The following is a 19,936-nucleotide window of genomic DNA, read 5'->3' on the forward strand; positions in this document are numbered from 1 at the left end:
GTGCCCCCCGGTAAAGGGAGGCCTCAGGCTTACTCCACCGTGCCGCTCGTCGCCAGCGGCGTTTCTGCGGCAGTAAAACTGTTCATGATCCTGACATAATGTTTGCGCTGGCTGTCAGTAAATTCCCCCGCCGTGGCAAGGGTAAAAATCAGCAGGTTGTTCTGTGAAGGATTGAGTGAACTCTCGTAAGGCAGGCGGATGACCGACAGGATCTGCGTTGTCCACTCACCGTTATTCAGAAACCGGTTAGCAGCCTGCAGTACCGGAAGCTTTGATGGCCCGAGCTCCTGACTGAGGATCTCGCCTTCCGGCGTGTAGCCGGGCGTAAATTGCCGCATCCGCTGCTGCTGCATCTCATAAAAATCTTCCACGGTCTGGCCGTCTGCCAGCTGAGCACGATTGATAATCACTTCATAGGGCCTGCTCTCGTCATCGGTATATTTCAGGATATTCACCGAATAATCCGCATCCGGGGGGAGCGTCAGAAATGTGCCTTCCGGCAGCGGGTAGGTGACGGGTTTATTAGTCATAGTCTTTGTTTACCTGGAATAAATGAGGGATGAGGGGAATGATTTCGATTCGCCGGTTACCTGCGCGTCCCTGCTGACTGTCGTTGGGGGTGACCGGGTGGGTTTCACCGGCACCCTCAACGATAAAATGGCTGGCCGGGAATTCACTGTTGGCCACCAGCCAGTCCCGGACGGCTTCCGCCCGCCGTAAGGACAGCGTCCGGTTACCCGCCGGTGTACCGGTATTATCGGTGTAACCGACGATCAGTACCGGATACTGTGACGTACGACGCAGCACCGGTAACAGCGCCGCCAGCGTCGCATAACGCGTGCCGGTGATCGTGCTGCTGCCTGGCACAAACCAGCCAGCCCCGGGATCTGGCAGCGATAGCGGAGCGACCGCCGTAGCAGGCATTACCGGGGGGCCGGGGCGGGGGGAACGGGAAAGCAGCAGGGCGGCACTCAGTGGCAGACATAACAGCAGCCCCTGTGCTGCGTAACGCCATTGGGCAGGCCGCCTGAACGGAAGCGCGGGTGACTTTGCGGCTAAGGAAGCGACCGGCAACGGAGGCGGCAATGGCAGGGAGGGCGTGGCCTGCGACAGGGCCGGATACAGCAAATAATGTTCTGCCAGCCAGTGTGACCAGCCGCCATGGCGGGGAAAGCCCTGACAGATATCAGCCAGCAGCAACTCCGTCAGTTGTAACGGAGTATCGGTAAATAATTCACTCAGTGAAGAGCAAAGTTCATCTCCGTTGAGCCAGTCTGATAACGGTTTTACCGCGCAGGCGCGTGCTGTGGCATCACTGTCGCCGTAATGCGCCGCACTCTGTAATTGCTGATGCAGTTGTGTCAGCAACTGCGGAAAGGATCCGGTGCCGGCCGTCGAAGGGGTCCGCACCCAGATCGCGCCCTGCGGCTCTCCGGGGGGAGGCTGGCGGCTGAGCCGGGCATAGATCACCAGCTGACAACGGACCGCCGGTATTTTACCGGCACTGATCAGGCTATGTCGCCAGCGGATAAAGGCGGCTGCCAGCAGGTCGTCACTCCCGTAAGCGTCTCCCGTCAGAGGAATAACGCAATCAAGCGCGACCTGCGGATAAGTTTCTGATAAATAGCGGAGGCGTTCGCTGAGTAACAGTGGATCGGTCACCACCCTCCGCAGAACGGTTTTACCGGGGCTGCCCGTCGTATCGTGCCGGCTGAATCCGTATCCGGCACAGGGGCCGGTGATAAGGCAGATCCGCTGTCCTCTGCTCTCCGGTAACTCATCGTGCGGCGTGACCGCAGGGAGAGGCTCTGTGCCCGGTAACGAAAAATAGCGTTTCCGGTAAGCGACAAGAAAGGCGTCAGTCAGCGCTTTATTGCCGCTTCCCGTCACAGAAAGCAGGCAGAGCAGTCGATAGCTGTCACGGAAGAGTATGCTATCGCTGCCCGCCAGTAAGGTCTGGAGGGCCTCAGAAATGTCTGCCGGTAAATCTCTGTCGGCTGGAGCCTGTGGCCCGCATGCGGCATGGACCCTTCCGCAGGGGGAGTGTTGCAGGTGGCGCTGTAGCTGCTGGTCGAGAAAATAACGCAGCAGTCGGCAAAGTGAGCGGCTTTGATCTGTATCACCGTGCTCCTCTGTCAGGCAGCGGCTGAACTCCGCCATCCGATCCGCCAGCCGTTGCTGCAGGGCGGAAACCGAGGGGATGATCGCACCGGCACTGATCATTGTGCCGTACGCGGTCAGCTCACTAAAACAGGACCCGCGGCTCACCAGGGATGCTCCGTCAGTTCACCCCAGCCGGCCCCGGGCTGCCAGCCGCAGAGTCGCAACGTTTGCGGGTAACAGCAGGGCGGGGTGGAAAAACGGATCGACAGTGAGGTCGCCGACGGTTCCTTCCCGGGCGCCCCGTCTGAGGGAGGCAGACGGCAGGTGAACAGTAACCGGTTATCCCTGTCATAGACACTCAACCGGAAAAATTCGTAACCTGGCCCCGGGCCGGTGCTTACGGGCAGAGACAGCGTGACTTTCTGGTGATGCCACAGCGTAAAGGCCGCCAGCCATTCGGCATCGCTGGCAGGCGGGACAGCAAAATAGGCCCGTTTTTCATCGCCGGTGACTGCGGGCTGAACCGCCCTCAGACGCAAATGCAGTCCGGTCTGGTATTCAAACTGCCGAAGCGTTCGCTGGTGGCCATGACCGTAGGGGGCCGCCACCTCCTGCGCATCATCGTTCAGTCCGAGAAGGGTACAGATCCGTTGCTTTGATAGCCGGTCCCGCTCCCACCATGCCCTGGGGATCGTCCCCTGCTGTCTGGCCTCGTCGTTATGATCCTGCCAGATCTTCGCACATTCCGCGCGCCGATAGTAATGCCAGAGCAGGGGAATATGGGGGTGATACACGTCATATCCCTGAGTAAACGCCCGCACCGACATAGCAATTTCCTCCCCGGCAAAGAAGATGAGCGGGTCGTTCGGGACATCCCGCACAAACCGGCCCGGGGCAAAAATAAAGCCGCCGGCCAGATAGCTGCCCCGTTCCGGGGCGGTGGCGGTAAACGCATGGCTCCCGGCCATCGGTATTCCTTCCCGGGTAAACTCCCTGAAAATCATCCGGCTGACCGAAGACTGCCTGCCGGTTATCTCATCCTCACCGGGCCGGTAGCCGGGCGGGTAGGCGGAAAGGATCGGTAGCGGACTGATCGTCTTCAGCGACTCCAGTAAAGCGATCATTTGCTGATCCCATCCGCGAATAAACCGGCAGTGGGAGTCTATCTGCAAAAAGTAGGGTTCCTGCTGATAACAGGTTTCCGACAGATGGCGGGCCCAGCAGGCACCTTCGCTGGTAAGGTAATGGCGGGAAATGACCGTGACAGAGGCGCCGGCAAAGTGAAAAAAACGAACGTCCTGAGCCCCGGCCACACCGGAGACAATAAAACCGGCATCGATGAAAACCGAAAAATCTTCCTCGTCCTGCCAGCACACCGCGATATGTAAGCCATGCGGTGCCGAGGCATGCTTTATCATATCCTTCAGTGTCGGGATCAGTTCCGGGTCACGGTAACTGGCGATACTGACAAAAATAGCAGGCGGGTATGCCATAGCTCTCCCCCGAATATGCGCAGTCAGGTGATATCAAAAATAATTTCAGCCTTGGCAGAAAATGTCCCCGCAGAAGGCTGGAACCAGCCTGCGGCTGAAAGCTCTGCCGTCCAGTGAAACTCCGCGTTGTTCTGACTGGGGGTGCTGGTGATTTGCTCACCCTCCTTACCATTCACCCTCAAAGGCCGGTTCTGGCTGTCTTTGATGGTGATCCTCAGGCGGCCACTGTTACCCCCGGCATCCTTCACCATAATGTTGGCGGCATCGTAAGAGGGGGTATCGGTGGTGATGTACGCTGTGGCGGAGTAACTGCCATAATCACTTTTACAGTTGATAGCAAAATCCAGTTTTTCCGAGACGCCGTTCTCGAGCATTTTGGCCGTGACCTTACCAAAATCGACCGTTTTCGCACTGTCGGGAGTACATACCGGAGTACTGATCACTTTAATTTCGTTGAGGCTCAGTTTACTCAGGTAATTATTCGGATCATCGCTGACGATCAGATAAAAATAGCCAATCGGCCCGGGAGGCAGCACGAGATCACCGGCCGGGTTTTTAAGCTGCAGGCTGTCAGCCACTTTATAAAACTCGACTCTGTAGCCGGAAACATCAGGGAAACGGAAATAGACGTACCCGGAGTCATCCATGGGAGGCATATATACGGTGGTGGGAAATCCTCCCCATCCGGGCAGGCCGTTGGTCCAAAGGGGTTTGATGACAATACCGGGAATATTGGTTTTGAAGGTTTTGTCGCGGGCGCTGTAGGACTCCAGCCCGATCACCCTGCGGCCAACTTCGGTCCCGACCAGACAGTAGGTGTAAAAAATATCATGACCCAGTCGCGGGGTCTCAAAGGCCGCTATCGGGGTGGAACTGTCCGCCGGCGCATCCGCAGCAATAGTAATGACCTGATCCGGCACACTCAATATTGCCGGGCTACCTTTTTCCCAGTCACAAAGGGCCTGTACGCTTCCCGCGCCGAAAAGCAGAGGAGGGAGCAGGAGGGATCGCCATATCATATCTTTCTTCCTTAATTATCTTGCAGTAATAAGAGGATTTCCGGTGGATACATCGCCACCAGCTCAGAAAAATTTCGGCCAATACTGCGTTCGGCATAGGCCAGTAAAGGGATCACCGGGCTACCGGGTTCCGCTTCCCTGAACCAGAGACGCACTTCTTCCAGTCTGGCGCAGGCGCTCTGCCGGTCGGTAATGACCGGCACCGCAGGCTGTCCGGACGGCAGAAGGGAGGGAGCTGAACGCCCAGCCGGGCCTGCGGGCAGGGGGATATCCGTCTCCGGGGGGGCGGAACCCGGCAGAACGACTGACGGAAGGGGATTGCCCGGGGCAAATATGGCCAGCAGAGAGAGAAAACCGGTCAGATCAGGCGCGTCATCGCCCAGGTTATCCCGTATCTGCGTGACTAACCGGCCGGCATAGTGATGAGCCTGAGATAAGTCGCGGAAGGTTGCGTCCTCGCTGCTGGCCCATTGCTGACGTAACAGGGTGAGCCTCCGGGCAGCGACAGGTGCCTTTCCAGGCTGGGGGCCGCAGGCTTGTTCGACATCGCGGACGCTTAGCTGGCCCTCCGCTGTTTTCGGTAGTGGTAACTGGCGGATATCAGCCAGTATTCCGTGGCTGTCATTCAGTTCGGCAAAGGCATTAGCCCGCAGTTGCGGAGCAAACTCTTCTTCATCGAACAACCGGGGATGCAGATCGTCCGGCCATTTTTCTAACAGAGCCAGTAGCAATGAAAGACCGCTCGTCAGTGCTGCCGCCCCTGTCAGTCGGATCCGGCAGCGCATCAGGATAATGAGTAACCGGATATCCTTACACTGGCACAATAAGCGTTGCGTCGCAGCCCCGGTGTCTGCCCAGTTCACTGACTCTGCCGGCTCATAAAAATCGCCATACTGAGCATCGGTTTTCGGTTGCAGTCCCGCCAGTAACAGCAGAAATTGCGGGTTCTCATCGATGGCCACCCCGCAAGGAGCATCGGCACTGATTTCTGTCAGCAGTGAGGCATCCTCATTTTCCGGTGTTGCAGTCTGAACCCCTGTTTGTCCCATCAATCTTCTGCCCCTGAGTCTCCGGAAAAATTTTCCGGTTCGAAGCACATCCCGGCCAGTGGCTGAGTTGTGTTTTCTCTTTCCAGCCAGACGGCATGCCCTAACCGATGGCGTCCATCCAGTTGCACCAACGGAACCTGGCTGGCCGCCAGTACCAGCTGTACATCCCAGCTGTATTCCACCCCGGTAAAACACCTCACCCATTCACGTAACACCGGCATATCCTCGCCACCGGGGGTAAACGAGAGATACTGTTGCAGGGTGAGCGGGCCCGCAATGAGCCTGAATTTATGCTGGCGGTCATGCACCGTACTCCCGAGGATGGCGCCTTCCCCCAGCCGGCAGGCGCCCTTTTTTATCCCGAGACGGCTCTGGTCTTCTTCGGCTAACTCAATCCATTGCAGCACGAATTCCTGCAGTCGGAAGGGAAGGTCAAAGTAATGCTGCAGGCTCCCGGTCAGGCCATCGGGTGAACGGGCTTCTCTGACCAGATGCGGGGCGGACGCCAGCTGAGCATGGCGGGGTAACGGGGACGATCCCCCTGTCACCGGTGCAAACCCCGTCAGACAACCGAGGTAAAAAGAGAACCGTTCATTTTTCGGGTCGTCCAGGGTGGCCGTGTCCTGACACAGAAACCATGCACGGTAAAACAGTGACAAGGCCCGGTGGTGAAAAATATCCGCGAAATCACTCAGGCCATAGTCCTGACGGGTCGTACAGAAATAGGCCTGTTCTGACAGGTGTAGCGGAAAGACGCTGTTGGGGCCCCAGACTCCCGGCCAGAACAGATCGATCTTCAGTGTCCCGTTGTTGTCATTCAGGCTGGCAATCTCCCGCGGGGGAAAGATCATGCCGGGCTGCTGTCCGAGCCGGACCGGTTCCCGGGACGGCAGTCGTGCGGTGCCCGGGGCCGGTGAGCGGGGATGACGGGCGGCAATAGCCCGCATCAGGCTGAAAAAGCCACTCTTCCAGGGGGCTGAACATTCGTACCATTCGCTCAGGCCGTTATCCGGCGGAAACTCAGGGGTCATAGGATCCCTCTCCGTCCCGGGCGAGCCGGCCAGTCAGCGACCCGTCCGCGCTGTACCGAATACAGTTCGGTTTCAGTAAAAATATTGATCGCCACATGACGGGACAGATAATTTTCCATAATCAGTCCGAATAAATAAGGGCTGAGGCCGGAAAACCCCGTCTCATCGACGGTCAGGCGACAGCGGATCCCGCGGCCATAAATCAACAGGCCTTCCCCGCCCAGCCGGCGGATCACCGGTTCGGTCGTACAGCTGACCAGGCTTTCTATCTGCCTGGCGGTTTCCGGGTCTGAACGGGTAGTGAATAATCGTAAAATGTCGCGCAGAACACCGGCTCCGCTGGACCCGGACATTTCACCGACAGGCAGATAATTCAGACTGAGCTGGGAAATCAGTCGCCAGGCGGCTTCGCCGACAGCAAAAGAACCCCGCGGGTCCGACGGCGTACTGACAAACTCCGCCTGGCTTACCGGCACATCTTCCGGCAGGGTCAGACGGAAGCGGGCATGTTCAGCCAGTGTGCACGGCAGATCACGGTTTGTGACCAGGGCATCTACCCACAGGTAACGCAGAGTATCGCCGTAAGGGGCTTCATGTTGATCTACCAGCGAAATATACGTTTCTGTCCCCGGGTAGGCATGGCGGGTCAGATAGCGGCTGTCGTCCTGTCCCTGGCGGACTTCACGTTGCAGAGAGAAATAGCGCCCGTAGTTTCCGTGATCCGCATGACGGGTGTGATACAGGGGGGTAAATACCACCTCGTCGCTGTTTTCTGCCTGAAGTCCGGTCACGCGACTGACAGAAAAGATCTCATAATCCAGGGGATGGCTGCGGTCGGCCACCGCATGAAACTGCGTCAGTGAACGGTTGAGAGGGATCCTGTCCAGCCGTTTCGGAAACAGATTAATGACCGGGGTACAAAACAGTAAAAAGCGGGCAGCACTGACATGGGCAATCAGGTCCTGCGGTAACCGGTCCAGCAGAACAATAATTTCGGCTTCACGGGTATGATTATTTTTCAGCCCGGCCGCCAGCCGGGTCAGGGTAAAGAAGTAGAAGCGCTGGCGGCAACAGACATATTCCTGCAGCAAAGTATGGCCGTGAAACATATTCCAGCTGGCAGGCAGCAGTCCTTGTTGCGGTTCCAGACCTTCAGGAACCAGTGGCTGCTCTGTGATAATCGTGGCAGGAGTACCGGCATGGGGAGAGGGCATAATGACCCATTGATGGTGACAGTGCAGCAATTCAAACAGGTGCGAGACGATAGTTTCATCACCGGAAATATAGACCGGCAGCCGGTCCAGCCCCTTTAGCGCCGAAAAAGTGGTCTCGCCGGTCAGCCTGAGTCGTAACCGTAAGGCACCTTTACACTGGCTGATGTCATATTCTTCTCCCGTCATCGCCGGAAGATCCGGTGGTACCGAGGTTAGCCGGGCATCAGCAATTTCCAGCGGCCAAAGCGTCACCGGCTGACTATTACGAAACTCGCAGCGTGTCTGGCTCTCCGGAAGCCGCTGGCTGATAAAGGTGCTCTCGCGCTCAAGGGTATAGCCGCGGGTCAAATCACCGGTATCGGGGTCGGGATACAGGCGAACGACCCCCATCGCAGGTGTTGGTGCATTGTAATTCGGTGACAGCGTATCCAGTAATCGCTGAGTGAAGCGGGGGAACTCAGCATCCAGTTTGATACGGGTTCTGGCGGATAAAAAGCAGAACGCTTCGATCAGCCTTTCCACATACGGGTCGGCGACTTCTATTCCCTGCATTCCCAGCCTGGCCGCAATCCCCGGATGTTTCTGCGCAAACTCACGGGCCATTTCGCGGATAAATGTCAGCTCACGGTTATAATAATCCAGAAAATTATTTTCCACGGTGTTCTCTGATTAATGACATTATTTTAATGAATATGCCGCGGTGTTAAGCCGCGGGTGATAATTATCAGCCGGGATTTATAACGAGTTAACTTCCTTTTTATTTCCTGCCTGTTTCTGTGATCAGAATTCACCAGCAACTCTGTCGGATTCATCGTCTGCTGACAGACCATCGCGGTTTTCTCCACCCCGGGATGTCGCGGAGGACACAGAGTAAAGCTATTCTTTATCGCCTTTTTTTCTTTATTATACTTTATCTTTTTAGCACCTTACTGTCAGGTGATTAATTAATTTAAATAGTGATAATAATGATATTGATGAATTCATTTCTCTGTTATTACAACACCCGGAGATATTATCGATTCTCGCCAGGAATAAAACACTCCTCTCCTCTGTTTTTGTTTTTTAGGATTATGTATCAGGCTGTTTTCTTATTTTTATATAACTGCCAGGCACGGCGTTGTTAACTGATTCTTTTTTTGGCTACTATCCCGAACATGATGGCAGGGGGAGGTTATTTTTGTCCCCGTCTTTATGGTGAGTCTGTTATTTTTGGGTGCGATAACATTTATGATCGTCAGAAGAACCTTATTCGATAAACTTAACGACGTATTATCCCGAAGTATTGAAAGCGGGACAGAGCTCTGTCGTCTGAAGGGGAACCCTTATGTTGAGCTGGTCCACTGGCTGATCACACTGCTTCAGGAAGAGCGCTGTGATTTACAATATATTCTTCGTCACTACCCGCTGGACAGGGCGAAACTGGAAGAAGATCTGATGGCACAGGCCGCACGTCTGCCGCGTGGGGCGAATGAGGTCACCGATTTTTCCTATCTTATTGAGCTGGCTATTGAAAAAGCATGGATCATCGCCAGTCTCGGGCCCTGTCCTGTGACGCGGATACGCAGTCTTCATCTTCTGATTGCCCTGCTGAGTCATCCTGAACTGCGCCGTGCACTATTATCGTTATCTCCGGAGTTCCGTGTCCTGTCGGCGGAGGAACTCAGCCGTCTGCCGGCCGCGCTGACCCGCGATTCGGCAGAGCAGGAAAACCTGTTCCCGGCGGAGAGTACCGCGTCGGAAAATGCGGACACGGCCTTCACCGGCCTCCGCCCCGGGGCAGAAAATGCGCTGGCGACCTACACCACCGATCTGACGGCACAGGCGAGGGCGGGGAAAATTGACCCGGTCACCGGCAGAGACCGTGAAATTACGACCCTCATTGATATTCTGCTGCGTCGCCGTCAGAACAACCCGTTACTTACCGGGGATGCCGGGGTGGGTAAAACGGCGGTGGCTGAAGGCCTGGCGCTGGCCATTGCCGACGGTGCCGTACCGCCGGCCCTGGCGAACGTCCGTCTGCTGGCGCTGGATATCGTGGCACTGACAGCCGGCGCAGGGATGAAAGGTGAATTCGAATCCCGGCTGAAATCCGTCCTGGAATCGGCGGCCAGGGCAGTACCTGCGGTGATCCTGTTTATCGATGAGTTTCATACCCTGGTCGGTGCCGGCGGAGACGCGGGGACCGGTGATGCGGCGAACCTGATGAAACCGATGCTGGCGAGGGGAGAGATCCGTACCCTCGGAGCGACGACCTGGAGTGAATTTAAACGTCATATCGAAAAAGACCCTGCACTGACCCGCAGATTTCAGGTGGTACAAATAGATGAACCCTCCGAATCTTTATCGGTACAGATGTTACGTGGTCTGTTACCCGCTCTGGAACAGCATCATCAGGTCTGGATCCTGGATGAGGCATTACAGGCAGCGGTGCGGTTATCGCATCGCTATATTCCGGCCAGGCAGTTACCCGATAAAGCGATCAGCCTGCTGGATACGGCCTGCGCCCGTGTGGCCATCGCCAGATACACTCCTCCCGTGAAGCTTCAGCAGCTCCGTGCCAGTATCCGGGCTTCGGTCAGTGAACTGGCTTTGCTGGATAAATCACTCTGCTTTGGTAAAGCCAGTCCGCAGCGAAGAAGTGACATTGAAGCCGCTCTCGAACATGCGCAGCACGCGTCGGAACGTCTGGAAAATCGCTGGCATCAGGCGTGTGAATTGCTGACGGAAATCTATGCGCTCAGAGAACAACGACTGCAACCCGGTCTGCCGGAAACAAAGATTCAGGAGCTTCAGCAACAACTGCAAGAGTTACAGTTCAGACTGGAGCAGCAGGGGGAGCAGCCACCGTTGGTCCGGGCTCAGGTCGATGCGACGGTGATTGCTGAAATTATCGCGCAATGGACCGGTATCCCGACCGGGCGGGTGATGAAGGATGATTTAAGTGCGGTACGGGAACTCCCGGCACTGCTGGCCGCCCGGGTGACGGGGCAACCCCGCGCGCTTGAGCAGATTTGTCAGTCTGTCAGGACCGCCAGGGCAGGCTTATCCGACCCGGAGCGGCCGACAGGGGTTTTCTTCCTTACCGGGCCTTCCGGTACCGGTAAAACGGAAACGGCGCTGGCACTCGCTGAATTGCTTTACGGGGGAGAACCTAATCTGATCACGATTAATATGAGCGAATTCCAGGAAGCCCATACCGTCTCGACCCTTAAGGGATCACCGCCAGGATATGTCGGCTACGGTGAAGGCGGCATTCTGACCGAAGCGGTACGCCGCAAGCCCTACAGTGTGGTGTTACTGGATGAAGTTGAAAAAGCACATCCGGATGTCCATGAATTATTTTTCCGCATTTTTGATAAAGGGACCCTGGAAGATGCGGAAGGACGTCGTATCGATTTCCGGCATACCCTTATCCTGCTTACCAGTAATATCGGTAGCGAATTGCTGACAGTCGGTGATTCTGACGCGTCTGCACTGCCGGAAAATGCGACGCTGCTTCCGCGACTCCATGCCTTATTGCTGAAAACGTTTCCTGCTGCATTTCTTGGCCGGGTCAATGTCGTGCCTTATTTCTCTCTGTGCAGAACATCACTGGACGTCATTGTCCGAATGCAGCTTTCTAAAGTGATTACCCGGCTGGAGCAGCAGTCACTGGTACTGAAATACAGTGATGACATCGTCAGTTTCATTATTGAACGCTGTCAGTCGGTAACGTCCGGTGCCCGGGAGATCATTCATGTGATCGGGAAAGAGATTCTCCCTGTTATTGCCACATTTCTTTTATCGCGTCCTCAAAACCGCAGGGATGAACAAGAGACACTTTTTTTGAGCTACACCGCTGAACAGGGGGTAGCGCTGGTGGTTGATTATCCGGAAAACAAGGAGGTTGAGCTATAAGCACAAAATTCAGTGAAAAATATGAAGAGGGAAATTTCTACCTGAAGGGTAATTACGTGACAAAAATAGGGATTTTTATGAAAAAAAATAAAGTATCGATCGCCTTACTGGCGTTGTTCGCATCGTCTTTCACATTATCTGCTTCAGCCGCAGATACCCTGAACCCCGGACAAGGCATGGTCACGTTCGATGGGGAACTGGTGGGGGAGACCTGTACGATTGAAAATGACAATCTGATTGTCACTTTACCGACAATATCGACTCAGTCGATGTCGGGTGCCGGAAGCCAGGGCGGCATTAAAAACTTTGATATTAAAGTGAAGGACTGTCCCGCTTCCTTTAAAAAAGTAGCGGCCCACTTCGAGCCGATTGGTTCCTCCGGGATTAACTACAGTACCTGGAACCTGAAAAATGATTATCAGGCCACCGGCGGAGGTAAAGAAGCCGCGACGAATGTCGAGGTGCGTTTGTTTAATTCGGATCATACCCATCTTCGTCCGGGAGATACCGGAAACGCAGTGGATATTGTTGGCGGACAGGCCAGCATGACCTATGCCGGCGGCTATTATGCCACTGGAGTAACAACGGCGGGGAAAGTCACGGCGCATGTGGTGTATACGCTTTCTTATCCTTGATACCGTTATTGGCAGTTAATGACCGCGGGGGAGCGAAAGCTGCCCCTGTTATTCCACCACTTTGAATGGTTTATTCTATGAGATGTTACAGGGAAGTACTCTCGCCCCTCGTGATGATGATCGCCGGGTTATTGTTGCTGCCAGCGCCCGCCAGCGCAGGTGTCACCATCGCCGGTACACGGGTTATCTTCCCCGCGGCTGAGCGGGAAAAAAGTATTCGTACCAATAATAAAGGGAGTTCTCCCGTACTGGTACAGGTCTGGGTTGATGACGGTAGTAAGAATACTGATATTAACACCATGCTGGTACCGTTTACGGTAACACCTCCGGTTTACCGGATTGACCCCGGGAAAGGACAAAGTGTCCGGCTGATATATAACGGGATGGAATTACCCGCCGACCGGGAATCCGTTTACTGGTTTAATTTACTGGAAATACCCACGGTTAATGATGACGATAAAAACAGAGATCGGCTGGAGCTGGCCTTTCGTACCCGGATAAAAATATTTTATCGGCCGGCAGCATTAACAGGAAATAGTACCGATTATGTTTCAGCATTACGCTGGCAAACAGAACCCTATAAAAAATACGTAAAAATAGAAAACCCCACCCCGTATTACTTTTCTTTTGAATCCGTGACGGCAAAAGACGGTAAGCGAACCTATCCGCTGGTACCGCAAATGCTGGCACCGTACTCCTCTGCGTCGTTGGCCACGGAGGGCGCGCAGGGATTACCCGCTCAGCTGAGTAGTATCCGGTTTAATGTCCTTAATGATTACGGCAGCACAGTGACTGAGAAAGTGGTGTATCAGCAGAATAAAGGCTGGGTACTGAGTCAGTCAGCCGGAGATGAGTCCTGATGGCGGAGACCACAGCGTAACGCGCTGAACAGGATCAAATAACTGAAGGGAGTCAGAGCGTTGAAAATAATCACTTTGAGCGCCGGATTGCGCGACCATGGCGGGTATCCCGTCAGATTCGGGATGCTGGTGTTCAGCAGCAGTTTACTCATACTACCGGCCTCGGCAGCCTTCTCTGCAGAGCTCTCTGACCGTCCTTTCGCGCCGGACAGCGCCTCACCGGTTGTATTCAATAGCGCATTTATTCACGGTAGCGCCGTGGATGTAAAACGGTTTGCTGCCGGAAACCCGGTTCCCCCGGGACAGGCGGCGGTAAAGGTGCGGGTGAACGGTAAGATCCGCGGAAAATATGATGTTCTTTTCGTGGCCGTGCCTGGCCGTGATATCGCCGAACCCTGTTTCAGTGCGGCTCAGCTGGAACAGTTTGGTATCCGGCCGCCGGTGATGAAATACCGGGGGACTGACTTCGCATCAGACGGTGAGCAATGTAATGCGTTACCACAATGGATAGACGGCGCCAGTACCCGCTATGATCCTGCCGACTTTGAACTTGATCTCTTTGTGCCGCAATTATATCTGGTAAGTCAGTTACCCGGCTATACCAACCCGGCGAGCTGGGACAGCGGTGTTCCGGCAATGTTTCTGGATTACACCGCGAATGTCTATACCCAGCAGTTTTCCAGGGCCTATTCAAACGGTGTCGGCCATGCCATCAGCGCGAATCTGGGGTTACTGACCGGAATTAATCTGTTTGGCTGGCAGTTACGTAACCGCAGCAGCAGCTATTTCTCCGGCAGCGAAGCCCCCGGTTCCCGCAATCTGTATACCTATGCCCGTCATGATATACCACGGATTAAAAGCCAGGTGACGCTCGGGGAAACGGTCACCAGCGGGGATCTGTTCGATAGCCTCAATATTCGCGGCGTACAACTCGCCTCTGATGACCGGATGCTGCCGGAAAGTCTTCGTCAGTACAATCCGGTCATTCAGGGGATAGCGGAGAGCAATGCCCGGGTACAGGTGACTCAGCACGGGCAACTGATCTATGAAACCACGGTACCGCCGGGGCCCTTTGAGCTGAACAGCATCGGTGCGATGGGGTATGGCGGTGATTTACAGATGACAATTATCGAGGCAGATGGCCAACAGCGCAGCCAGGTGATCCCGTACTCCGCCCCCCCGATGTTATTACATGCCGGAATCTCCCGTTACTCGGTGTCGGTGGGTGAGATGAATGAGAGCAGCATGAAGAAAAACCCGCTGATGGCGACCGGCTTTTATCAGTACGGAATGAACAACTTTTATACACTGTATGGTGGCGGCCAGTTTTCAGAAAATTATCTCTCGCTGGCTATCGGGCAGTCTTTTAACACCCGGGTCGGCGGGATTTCGGTGGATATCACCCGCGCCCGAAGCCGGCTGAAAGACAGCCGAATTTCGACAGGCAATAGTTTTAATGTCGGGTTCAGTAAGTACCTTGAGTATTCCGCCACAAATATCTCGATGGTAGCGTATCGCTATTCCTCAAAAGGCTTTTATTCCCTGCGTGATGCTGCCGCAGAACGTTATGGCATGGGCCGCGACTACTACCTGATTGATTACCGTACCCGTCAGCGGCTCTCGGTCAACCTTGCCCAGACATTGCCGGGGGACAGTCGTCTGGTACTGGCCGGCAATTTCTATCAGTACTGGAATAACCGTAATGCGTCTTCCCAGTATTCGCTCTATTTCAGTAAATCGCAGCGGCTGTTCTCCTGGTCTGCGGGGATCAGCAGAAGCTATAACGCTATCGGGAAAAATATTAACAGTTATTCCCTGTCGCTCACCATTCCGCTAAGCCGCCGCTATAACATCACCGATAAACCGCTGTTCACTTCCATGAGCATGATGATGAGCCGGGACAATAACGGGAATACCTCACTTATCACTAATGCGAACGGCAGTCGCGGTGAGCGTTCCGCGCTGAGTTATGGCCTCGGAACCAGCACCAGTCGAACCCGCGGGGGCGGTACCAGTTATTCGCTGAACGGCAACATGAACCACTATTCCGATATGGGGCAATTTGGTTCAACGCTGGCTATCGGCAATCAGTCGCGCCAGTTCTCTGCGACCGCGAACGGCAGCCTGGTGGCGCACCGGGGCGGCCTGACGATGGGACCGCCTCTGGGAGAGTCACCTTTTGCGATAGTCAATGTTCCCGGGGCTACGGGGGCAAGGCTATTGAATGGATACGGGGCTCGGGTCGATAGTCGCGGATATGCCATTGTGCCGTCACTGACGCCTTACCGTGAGAATACGGTGTCTGTCGACAGTAAAGGTCTGCCGGATACGGTGGATATTCTGCAGAATGAGCAGGTCATTATTCCCCGCTCGGGGGCCGCCGTCGCGGTGAAGATGAAAACCCAATCCGGCAAGCCGGTATTACTGATCATCCGCGACCCGGGCGGTAATTATCTGCCGATAGGCAGCGAACTGACTAACGCCTCCGGAGAGATGGCCGGCATTGTCGGGCAGGCCGGTATGGCATTTATTCGTGGCTGGAGTATAGGGACCGAAGCGATGTCAGTCCGGACCGGAAGCACCACCTGTACCATTCCGGCAGACAAAGCGCTGGCGCAAGATATCGCATTATCGGGCAGCAGTGCGGTGATCCGTGCGGAGGTCATATGCAAGTCTTAATACGCAGGGGGGCCGGCATAACACAGTGCGCGATGACGTTACTGGGGCTGCTGATACCGGCCACTGCATCTGCCGGCGAGTATCCGATCACCGTAAATTTCACCGGGGAGTATGTGACGGAGACCTGTGAAATCAGAATCAACGGAAGCGGAAATAATGAAGCGGTCACCTTACCAAGGCTCACCACCACGGCGCTGAATAACAGTGGCGGGGAAGGGGGGAAAACCGGATTTACCGTGACACTGGCAGAGTGCCCGGGGTTCACGACCGTGAATCTGCTTTTCGGGAGTGATTATTCCCCGGCAGATACTGCTACCGGGAATTTGCTTAATCAGACCGGCAATGACTATAGCCGCAATGTACAGTTGCGGATCCGTAAGGAAGATGGCAGTCAGATAATGATTGATGACCGGAATACGGCTCAGCAATACCGGATATGGTTTGCAAATACCCCGGTCACTCATCAGTTTTACGTAAGTTATTTTTCAGGAAATGCAGGCCCGGTGACGGCCGGAAAAGTCCATGCCATTGCCGGTATTACCGTCGATTACCATTAACCGGACAGGCGTTCAGTGCCCTCAGCCGGCATTGCTCTCCTGTCTATTCTCGTCCAACTGAAGGTGAGTATGCTTATGCCTAAGGATAATTCTCAGAAGTTTATTGCAAGGAACCGGGCCCCGCGGGTACAGATTGAATACGACGTTGAAATCTATGGGAATGAAAAAAAAATAGAGTTGCCGTTTGTCATGGGGATAATGGCGGATTTATCCGGTAAAACGAAAGAGCCTTTACCTCCGGTGACTGAGCGTAAATTCCTGGATATTGACATCGATAATTTTGATGAACGAATGCAGGCAATGCAGCCAGGCGTTGCCTTTGCGGTCCCGGATACGCTGACCCGTGACGGGCAACTGATGGTCAATATGACCTTCGGGTGCATGGACGATTTCTCGCCCGATGCCATTGCCCGCAAAGTGGATGCGCTATCGCAGCTACTGGAGGCGCGGACGCAACTGGCGAATCTGCAAACGTATATGGATGGCAAGGCGGGCGCAGAAGGTCTGGTCATGCAGGTGCTGCAGGATAAAGCGCTGCTGAATAGCTTAGCGAAGGCTCCCCGGCAGGATTCGGTATGCACAGATGCCGTGACCGGGGATGAATGAAAGTATCAGGGATGAGAGGTCATAATAATGGATACCCAACAGCAGAAAACGCAGCCGGGGAAAACGGACATCCGGCAAAGTGATTTTAATGCATTATTATCCAAAGAGTTCCGTCCGAGGTCAGACCAGACGCGGGCTGCGGTAGAAAATGCCGTTAAAACACTGGCAGAACAGGCTCTGCAAAGTTCGGTCACTATCGCCGAGGATGCCTATAAGAATATCTCAGCACTGATTGCAGAGATTGACCGCAAACTGACTGAACAGATTAATTTAATTCTGCATCATCCTGAATTCCAGGCGCTGGAAAGTGCATGGCGTGGCCTGCATTATCTGGTCACCCACACGGAAACGGATGAGAAGCTCAAACTGCGTTTTATGGATATTTCGAAGCAGGAATTGAGACGTAACATCAAACGCTATAAAGGTATCGCCTGGGATCAAAGCCCGCTGTTTAAACAAATTTATGAGGAGGAGTACGGACAGTTAGGGGGAGAACCTTACGGGTGTCTGGTCGCAGATTACTATTTTGACCACTCCGCGCCGGATGTTGACCTGTTATCCTCTATTGGCAGAATCGCCGCATCCGCCCATGTGCCCTTTATTACCGGTGCGTCGCCCTCGGTGTTACAAATGGAAAGCTGGCAGGAGCTGGCGAACCCGCGGGATCTGACCCGGATATTTACCCGTAATCTGGAATATGCCGCCTGGAATGCCCTGCGCCAGTCTGAAGACTCGCGCTATATTGGTCTGACTATGCCCCGTTTTCTGGCGCGCCTTCCTTACGGGATACGCACTAATCCGGTGGATGCCTTCAGCTTTGAAGAGGATACCGAAGGCGCAGATCACAGTCGCTATGTCTGGGCAAACGCTGCATATTCGATGGCCGTGAATATCAACCGTTCTTTTAAAAATTACGGCTGGTGCACGATGATCCGTGGCGTGGAAAGTGGCGGAGTGGTGGAAAAACTGCCCTGTCATACCTTTCCTACGGATGATGGCGGTGTCGATATTAAATGCCCTACCGAAATCGCTATTTCTGATCGCCGGGAAGCCGAACTGGCTAAAAACGGATTTATTCCCCTGATCCACCGTAAAAATACCGATTATGCCGCCTTTATCGGTGCTCAGTCCCTGCAGAAACCTGCGGAATATTACGACGCCGATGCGACAGCGAACGCTAATCTTTCTGCGCGTTTGCCTTATCTGTTTGCCTGTTCCCGCTTCGCGCATTATCTGAAATGTATCGTCCGCGACAAAATCGGGGCCTTTAAAGCGCGTGAGGATATGCAAAAGTGGCTGAATGACTGGATCATGAACTATGTGGATGGTGACCCGGCAAATTCATCAGAAGAAACCAAGGCACGCCGGCCTTTAGCCGATGCCGAAGTGCTGGTGGAAGATGTTGAAGGAAATCCCGGTTACTACCAGGCGAAGTTTTTTTTACGGCCTCATTTTCAGCTTGAAGGACTGACGGTGTCTTTACGGATGGTCGCTAAATTACCGTCCGTTAAAGATGTTGCCTGAATAAATGTGATTCCCCCTGTGGGAAATGACCATAGGAAGAGTACCAAAGACGACAGCGGTAATCAGGACGTCGTCTGAAAACGTAATGACGTTACCTGACCGGTAACGTGTATCTCTAACAGCGATAAATAAGGATTATTATGGCTCAGGATATGTTTATTAAAATCGATGGCATCGAAGGTGAATCACTGGATGCTTCTCATAAAAATGAAATTGAAGTGCTTAACTGGAGCTGGGAAAGCCTCCAGCATTCCAATATGCATGCCGGTTCCGGCGGCGGCGCCGGGAAGGCGACGGTCAGTGATTTCAGGTTTGAACATTATCTGGATAAGGCGAGTACCAATTTATTAAGTTATTGCCTTTCAGGAAAACATATTAAGGAAATTAAGTTTGTCGTCCGTAAAGCGGGGGGAGAACCGCTGGAATATCTGAATATTAAATTCACGGATGTCATTATTACGCAGGTCGGGGTTTCCGGATGCAGTAATGAAGATGTCCGCCCCCGTGAAGTGGTTGCTTTCTCGTTCTCCGGCTTCACACAGGACTATGTTATGCAGAGTGCTGAAGGGAATAAATCCGGCATTATTTCTGCCAGTTACGATATCAAGGCCAATCAGCGCAGTTAATTGATCAGCCAGGCTGAATATTCAGCCTGGCCCGGGATATTTCACCCGGGGTGCGGCTGATAGCCGGGGGCAGGGAAGCGATGAAAATAAAAACGGTTATTTTAAATGGCAGAGTAAAGAATTTCCGTCAGGTGAAAAACAGAGCAGCTATTTATCGCAGCCTTCGGCTGTTGTCATTGTTTTTCATTTTTTTCGCGGTGGGCTGCAGTTCTTCATTACCCGAAAAAAAACGATCCCCGTTATTGCTGGATATCCGGGTCGATAAAGATGTTAACCCAAACCGCTACGGTGAACCGGCACCGGTAAATATTGCAATCTATCGTATGAGCCTCCCCGGGATTATCGACAGTGAGATAACTGAGTTGCGGGACTTCGGGGAAAACAACGGTGCAAAACGTATATTCAGTGCGGTATTTCAGCCGGGGGAAAGCCGGTGCCTGACACTACCGGTCATGGCAGACACCCGGGCCATTGGCGTCACCGGTGAGTTTCGTGACATTGATCACGCGCAGTGGAAATCGGTACAGCCGCTCCCGCAGCGTGATGCACTTCCCTGGTGGAAAAAGCTGTTTACCTCCCGGGATAACACCCTGTATGCCAGAGTTCACCGGCTGGGGCTGACTCTGACGGAAACGGAATAAAT

At 54.1% G+C, this 19,936-nt stretch carries 16 protein-coding genes; 9 read left to right on the forward strand and 7 right to left on the reverse strand.

Annotated elements, in window-relative coordinates:
* Window positions 1-29: 29 nt before the first annotated feature.
* Genes ABD035_RS09695 through tssF form a run of 7 tightly spaced genes read right to left on the reverse strand, consistent with a single transcriptional unit; the run spans window position 30 to window position 8,566 of the window.
* Complete coding sequence (locus ABD035_RS09695) at window positions 30-530, reverse strand: DcrB-related protein (RefSeq protein WP_343869695.1); 501 nt, start codon at window positions 528-530, stop codon at window positions 30-32.
* A complete protein-coding gene (locus ABD035_RS09700) occupies window positions 523-2,268 on the reverse strand; it encodes an OmpA family protein (RefSeq protein WP_343869697.1) in 1,746 nt (581 codons plus the stop codon). The genes ABD035_RS09695 and ABD035_RS09700 overlap by 8 nt, the downstream gene beginning before the upstream one ends.
* Window positions 2,265-3,596, reverse strand: a complete 1,332-nt coding sequence (locus tag ABD035_RS09705) for a GlcNAc-transferase family protein (protein WP_343869699.1) — start codon at window positions 3,594-3,596, stop codon at window positions 2,265-2,267. The genes ABD035_RS09700 and ABD035_RS09705 overlap by 4 nt, the downstream gene beginning before the upstream one ends.
* A gap of 23 nt (window positions 3,597-3,619) precedes the next feature.
* Window positions 3,620-4,615, reverse strand: a complete 996-nt coding sequence (locus ABD035_RS09710) for a fimbrial protein (protein WP_343869701.1) — start codon at window positions 4,613-4,615, stop codon at window positions 3,620-3,622.
* A gap of 11 nt (window positions 4,616-4,626) precedes the next feature.
* Entirely contained in the window at window positions 4,627-5,664 is a 1,038-nt protein-coding gene (locus tag ABD035_RS09715; RefSeq protein WP_343869908.1) for a type VI secretion system protein TssA, read from the reverse strand.
* Window positions 5,664-6,695: a type VI secretion system baseplate subunit TssG gene (gene tssG / locus ABD035_RS09720; protein WP_212714364.1), complete on the reverse strand. Its 1,032-nt coding sequence runs from the start codon at window positions 6,693-6,695 to the stop codon at window positions 5,664-5,666. Before tssG ends, ABD035_RS09715 begins: the two co-directional genes overlap by 1 nt.
* Window positions 6,692-8,566 (reverse strand): type VI secretion system baseplate subunit TssF, encoded by a 1,875-nt coding sequence (gene tssF / locus ABD035_RS09725; RefSeq protein WP_343869704.1) that lies wholly within the window; start codon window positions 8,564-8,566, stop codon window positions 6,692-6,694. Before tssF ends, tssG begins: the two co-directional genes overlap by 4 nt.
* Window positions 8,567-9,136: 570 nt before the next feature.
* Between tssF and tssH the strand changes: the two genes are divergently transcribed.
* The 9 genes from tssH (at window position 9,137) to tssJ (ending at window position 19,934) form a co-directional block, all read left to right on the forward strand.
* Entirely contained in the window at window positions 9,137-11,806 is a 2,670-nt protein-coding gene (gene tssH, locus ABD035_RS09730) for a type VI secretion system ATPase TssH (RefSeq protein ID WP_343869707.1), read from the forward strand.
* A gap of 77 nt (window positions 11,807-11,883) precedes the next feature.
* Window positions 11,884-12,441: a fimbrial protein gene (locus ABD035_RS09735; protein WP_343869710.1), complete on the forward strand. Its 558-nt coding sequence runs from the start codon at window positions 11,884-11,886 to the stop codon at window positions 12,439-12,441.
* Between the two features lie 77 nt (window positions 12,442-12,518).
* Entirely contained in the window at window positions 12,519-13,301 is a 783-nt protein-coding gene (locus tag ABD035_RS09740; RefSeq protein ID WP_343869713.1) for a fimbrial biogenesis chaperone, read from the forward strand.
* Window positions 13,302-13,361: 60 nt separating this feature from the next.
* Entirely contained in the window at window positions 13,362-15,980 is a 2,619-nt protein-coding gene (locus ABD035_RS09745; RefSeq protein WP_343869715.1) for a fimbria/pilus outer membrane usher protein, read from the forward strand.
* Window positions 15,968-16,537 (forward strand): fimbrial protein, encoded by a 570-nt coding sequence (locus tag ABD035_RS09750; RefSeq protein WP_212714359.1) that lies wholly within the window; start codon window positions 15,968-15,970, stop codon window positions 16,535-16,537. Before ABD035_RS09745 ends, ABD035_RS09750 begins: the two co-directional genes overlap by 13 nt.
* Window positions 16,538-16,606: 69 nt before the next feature.
* Window positions 16,607-17,143, forward strand: a complete 537-nt coding sequence (gene tssB, locus ABD035_RS09755; protein ID WP_343869719.1) for a type VI secretion system contractile sheath small subunit — start codon at window positions 16,607-16,609, stop codon at window positions 17,141-17,143.
* Window positions 17,144-17,170: 27 nt separating this feature from the next.
* Window positions 17,171-18,667: a type VI secretion system contractile sheath large subunit gene (gene tssC / locus ABD035_RS09760; protein WP_212714357.1), complete on the forward strand. Its 1,497-nt coding sequence runs from the start codon at window positions 17,171-17,173 to the stop codon at window positions 18,665-18,667.
* A 140-nt stretch (window positions 18,668-18,807) separates the two neighbouring features.
* Complete coding sequence (locus tag ABD035_RS09765) at window positions 18,808-19,293, forward strand: Hcp family type VI secretion system effector (protein ID WP_212714356.1); 486 nt, start codon at window positions 18,808-18,810, stop codon at window positions 19,291-19,293.
* Window positions 19,294-19,373: 80 nt separating this feature from the next.
* On the forward strand, window positions 19,374-19,934 hold the full coding sequence (gene tssJ, locus ABD035_RS09770; RefSeq protein ID WP_343869722.1) for a type VI secretion system lipoprotein TssJ: 561 nt from the start codon (window positions 19,374-19,376) through the stop codon (window positions 19,932-19,934).
* Window positions 19,935-19,936: the final 2 nt, after the last annotated feature.

It is taken from the genome of Tatumella terrea (assembly GCF_039523755.1).
GTDB lineage: Bacteria > Pseudomonadota > Gammaproteobacteria > Enterobacterales > Enterobacteriaceae > Tatumella > Tatumella terrea.

What these genes read in the sequence shown, in the direction of transcription:
- ABD035_RS09695 (WP_343869695.1), bottom strand. Translation starts at nt 530, where the DNA reads ATGACTAATAAACCCGTCACCTACCCGCTGCCGGAAGGCACATTTCTG.
- ABD035_RS09705 (WP_343869699.1), bottom strand. Translation starts at nt 3,596, where the DNA reads ATGGCATACCCGCCTGCTATTTTTGTCAGTATCGCCAGTTACCGTGAC.
- ABD035_RS09710 (WP_343869701.1), bottom strand. Translation starts at nt 4,615, where the DNA reads ATGATATGGCGATCCCTCCTGCTCCCTCCTCTGCTTTTCGGCGCGGGA.
- ABD035_RS09715 (WP_343869908.1), bottom strand. Translation starts at nt 5,664, where the DNA reads ATGGGACAAACAGGGGTTCAGACTGCAACACCGGAAAATGAGGATGCC.
- tssG (WP_212714364.1), bottom strand. Translation starts at nt 6,695, where the DNA reads ATGACCCCTGAGTTTCCGCCGGATAACGGCCTGAGCGAATGGTACGAA.
- tssH (WP_343869707.1), top strand. Translation starts at nt 9,137, where the DNA reads ATGATCGTCAGAAGAACCTTATTCGATAAACTTAACGACGTATTATCC.
- ABD035_RS09735 (WP_343869710.1), top strand. Translation starts at nt 11,884, where the DNA reads ATGAAAAAAAATAAAGTATCGATCGCCTTACTGGCGTTGTTCGCATCG.
- ABD035_RS09740 (WP_343869713.1), top strand. Translation starts at nt 12,519, where the DNA reads ATGAGATGTTACAGGGAAGTACTCTCGCCCCTCGTGATGATGATCGCC.
- ABD035_RS09750 (WP_212714359.1), top strand. Translation starts at nt 15,968, where the DNA reads ATGCAAGTCTTAATACGCAGGGGGGCCGGCATAACACAGTGCGCGATG.
- tssB (WP_343869719.1), top strand. Translation starts at nt 16,607, where the DNA reads ATGCTTATGCCTAAGGATAATTCTCAGAAGTTTATTGCAAGGAACCGG.
- tssC (WP_212714357.1), top strand. Translation starts at nt 17,171, where the DNA reads ATGGATACCCAACAGCAGAAAACGCAGCCGGGGAAAACGGACATCCGG.
- ABD035_RS09765 (WP_212714356.1), top strand. Translation starts at nt 18,808, where the DNA reads ATGGCTCAGGATATGTTTATTAAAATCGATGGCATCGAAGGTGAATCA.
- tssJ (WP_343869722.1), top strand. Translation starts at nt 19,374, where the DNA reads ATGAAAATAAAAACGGTTATTTTAAATGGCAGAGTAAAGAATTTCCGT.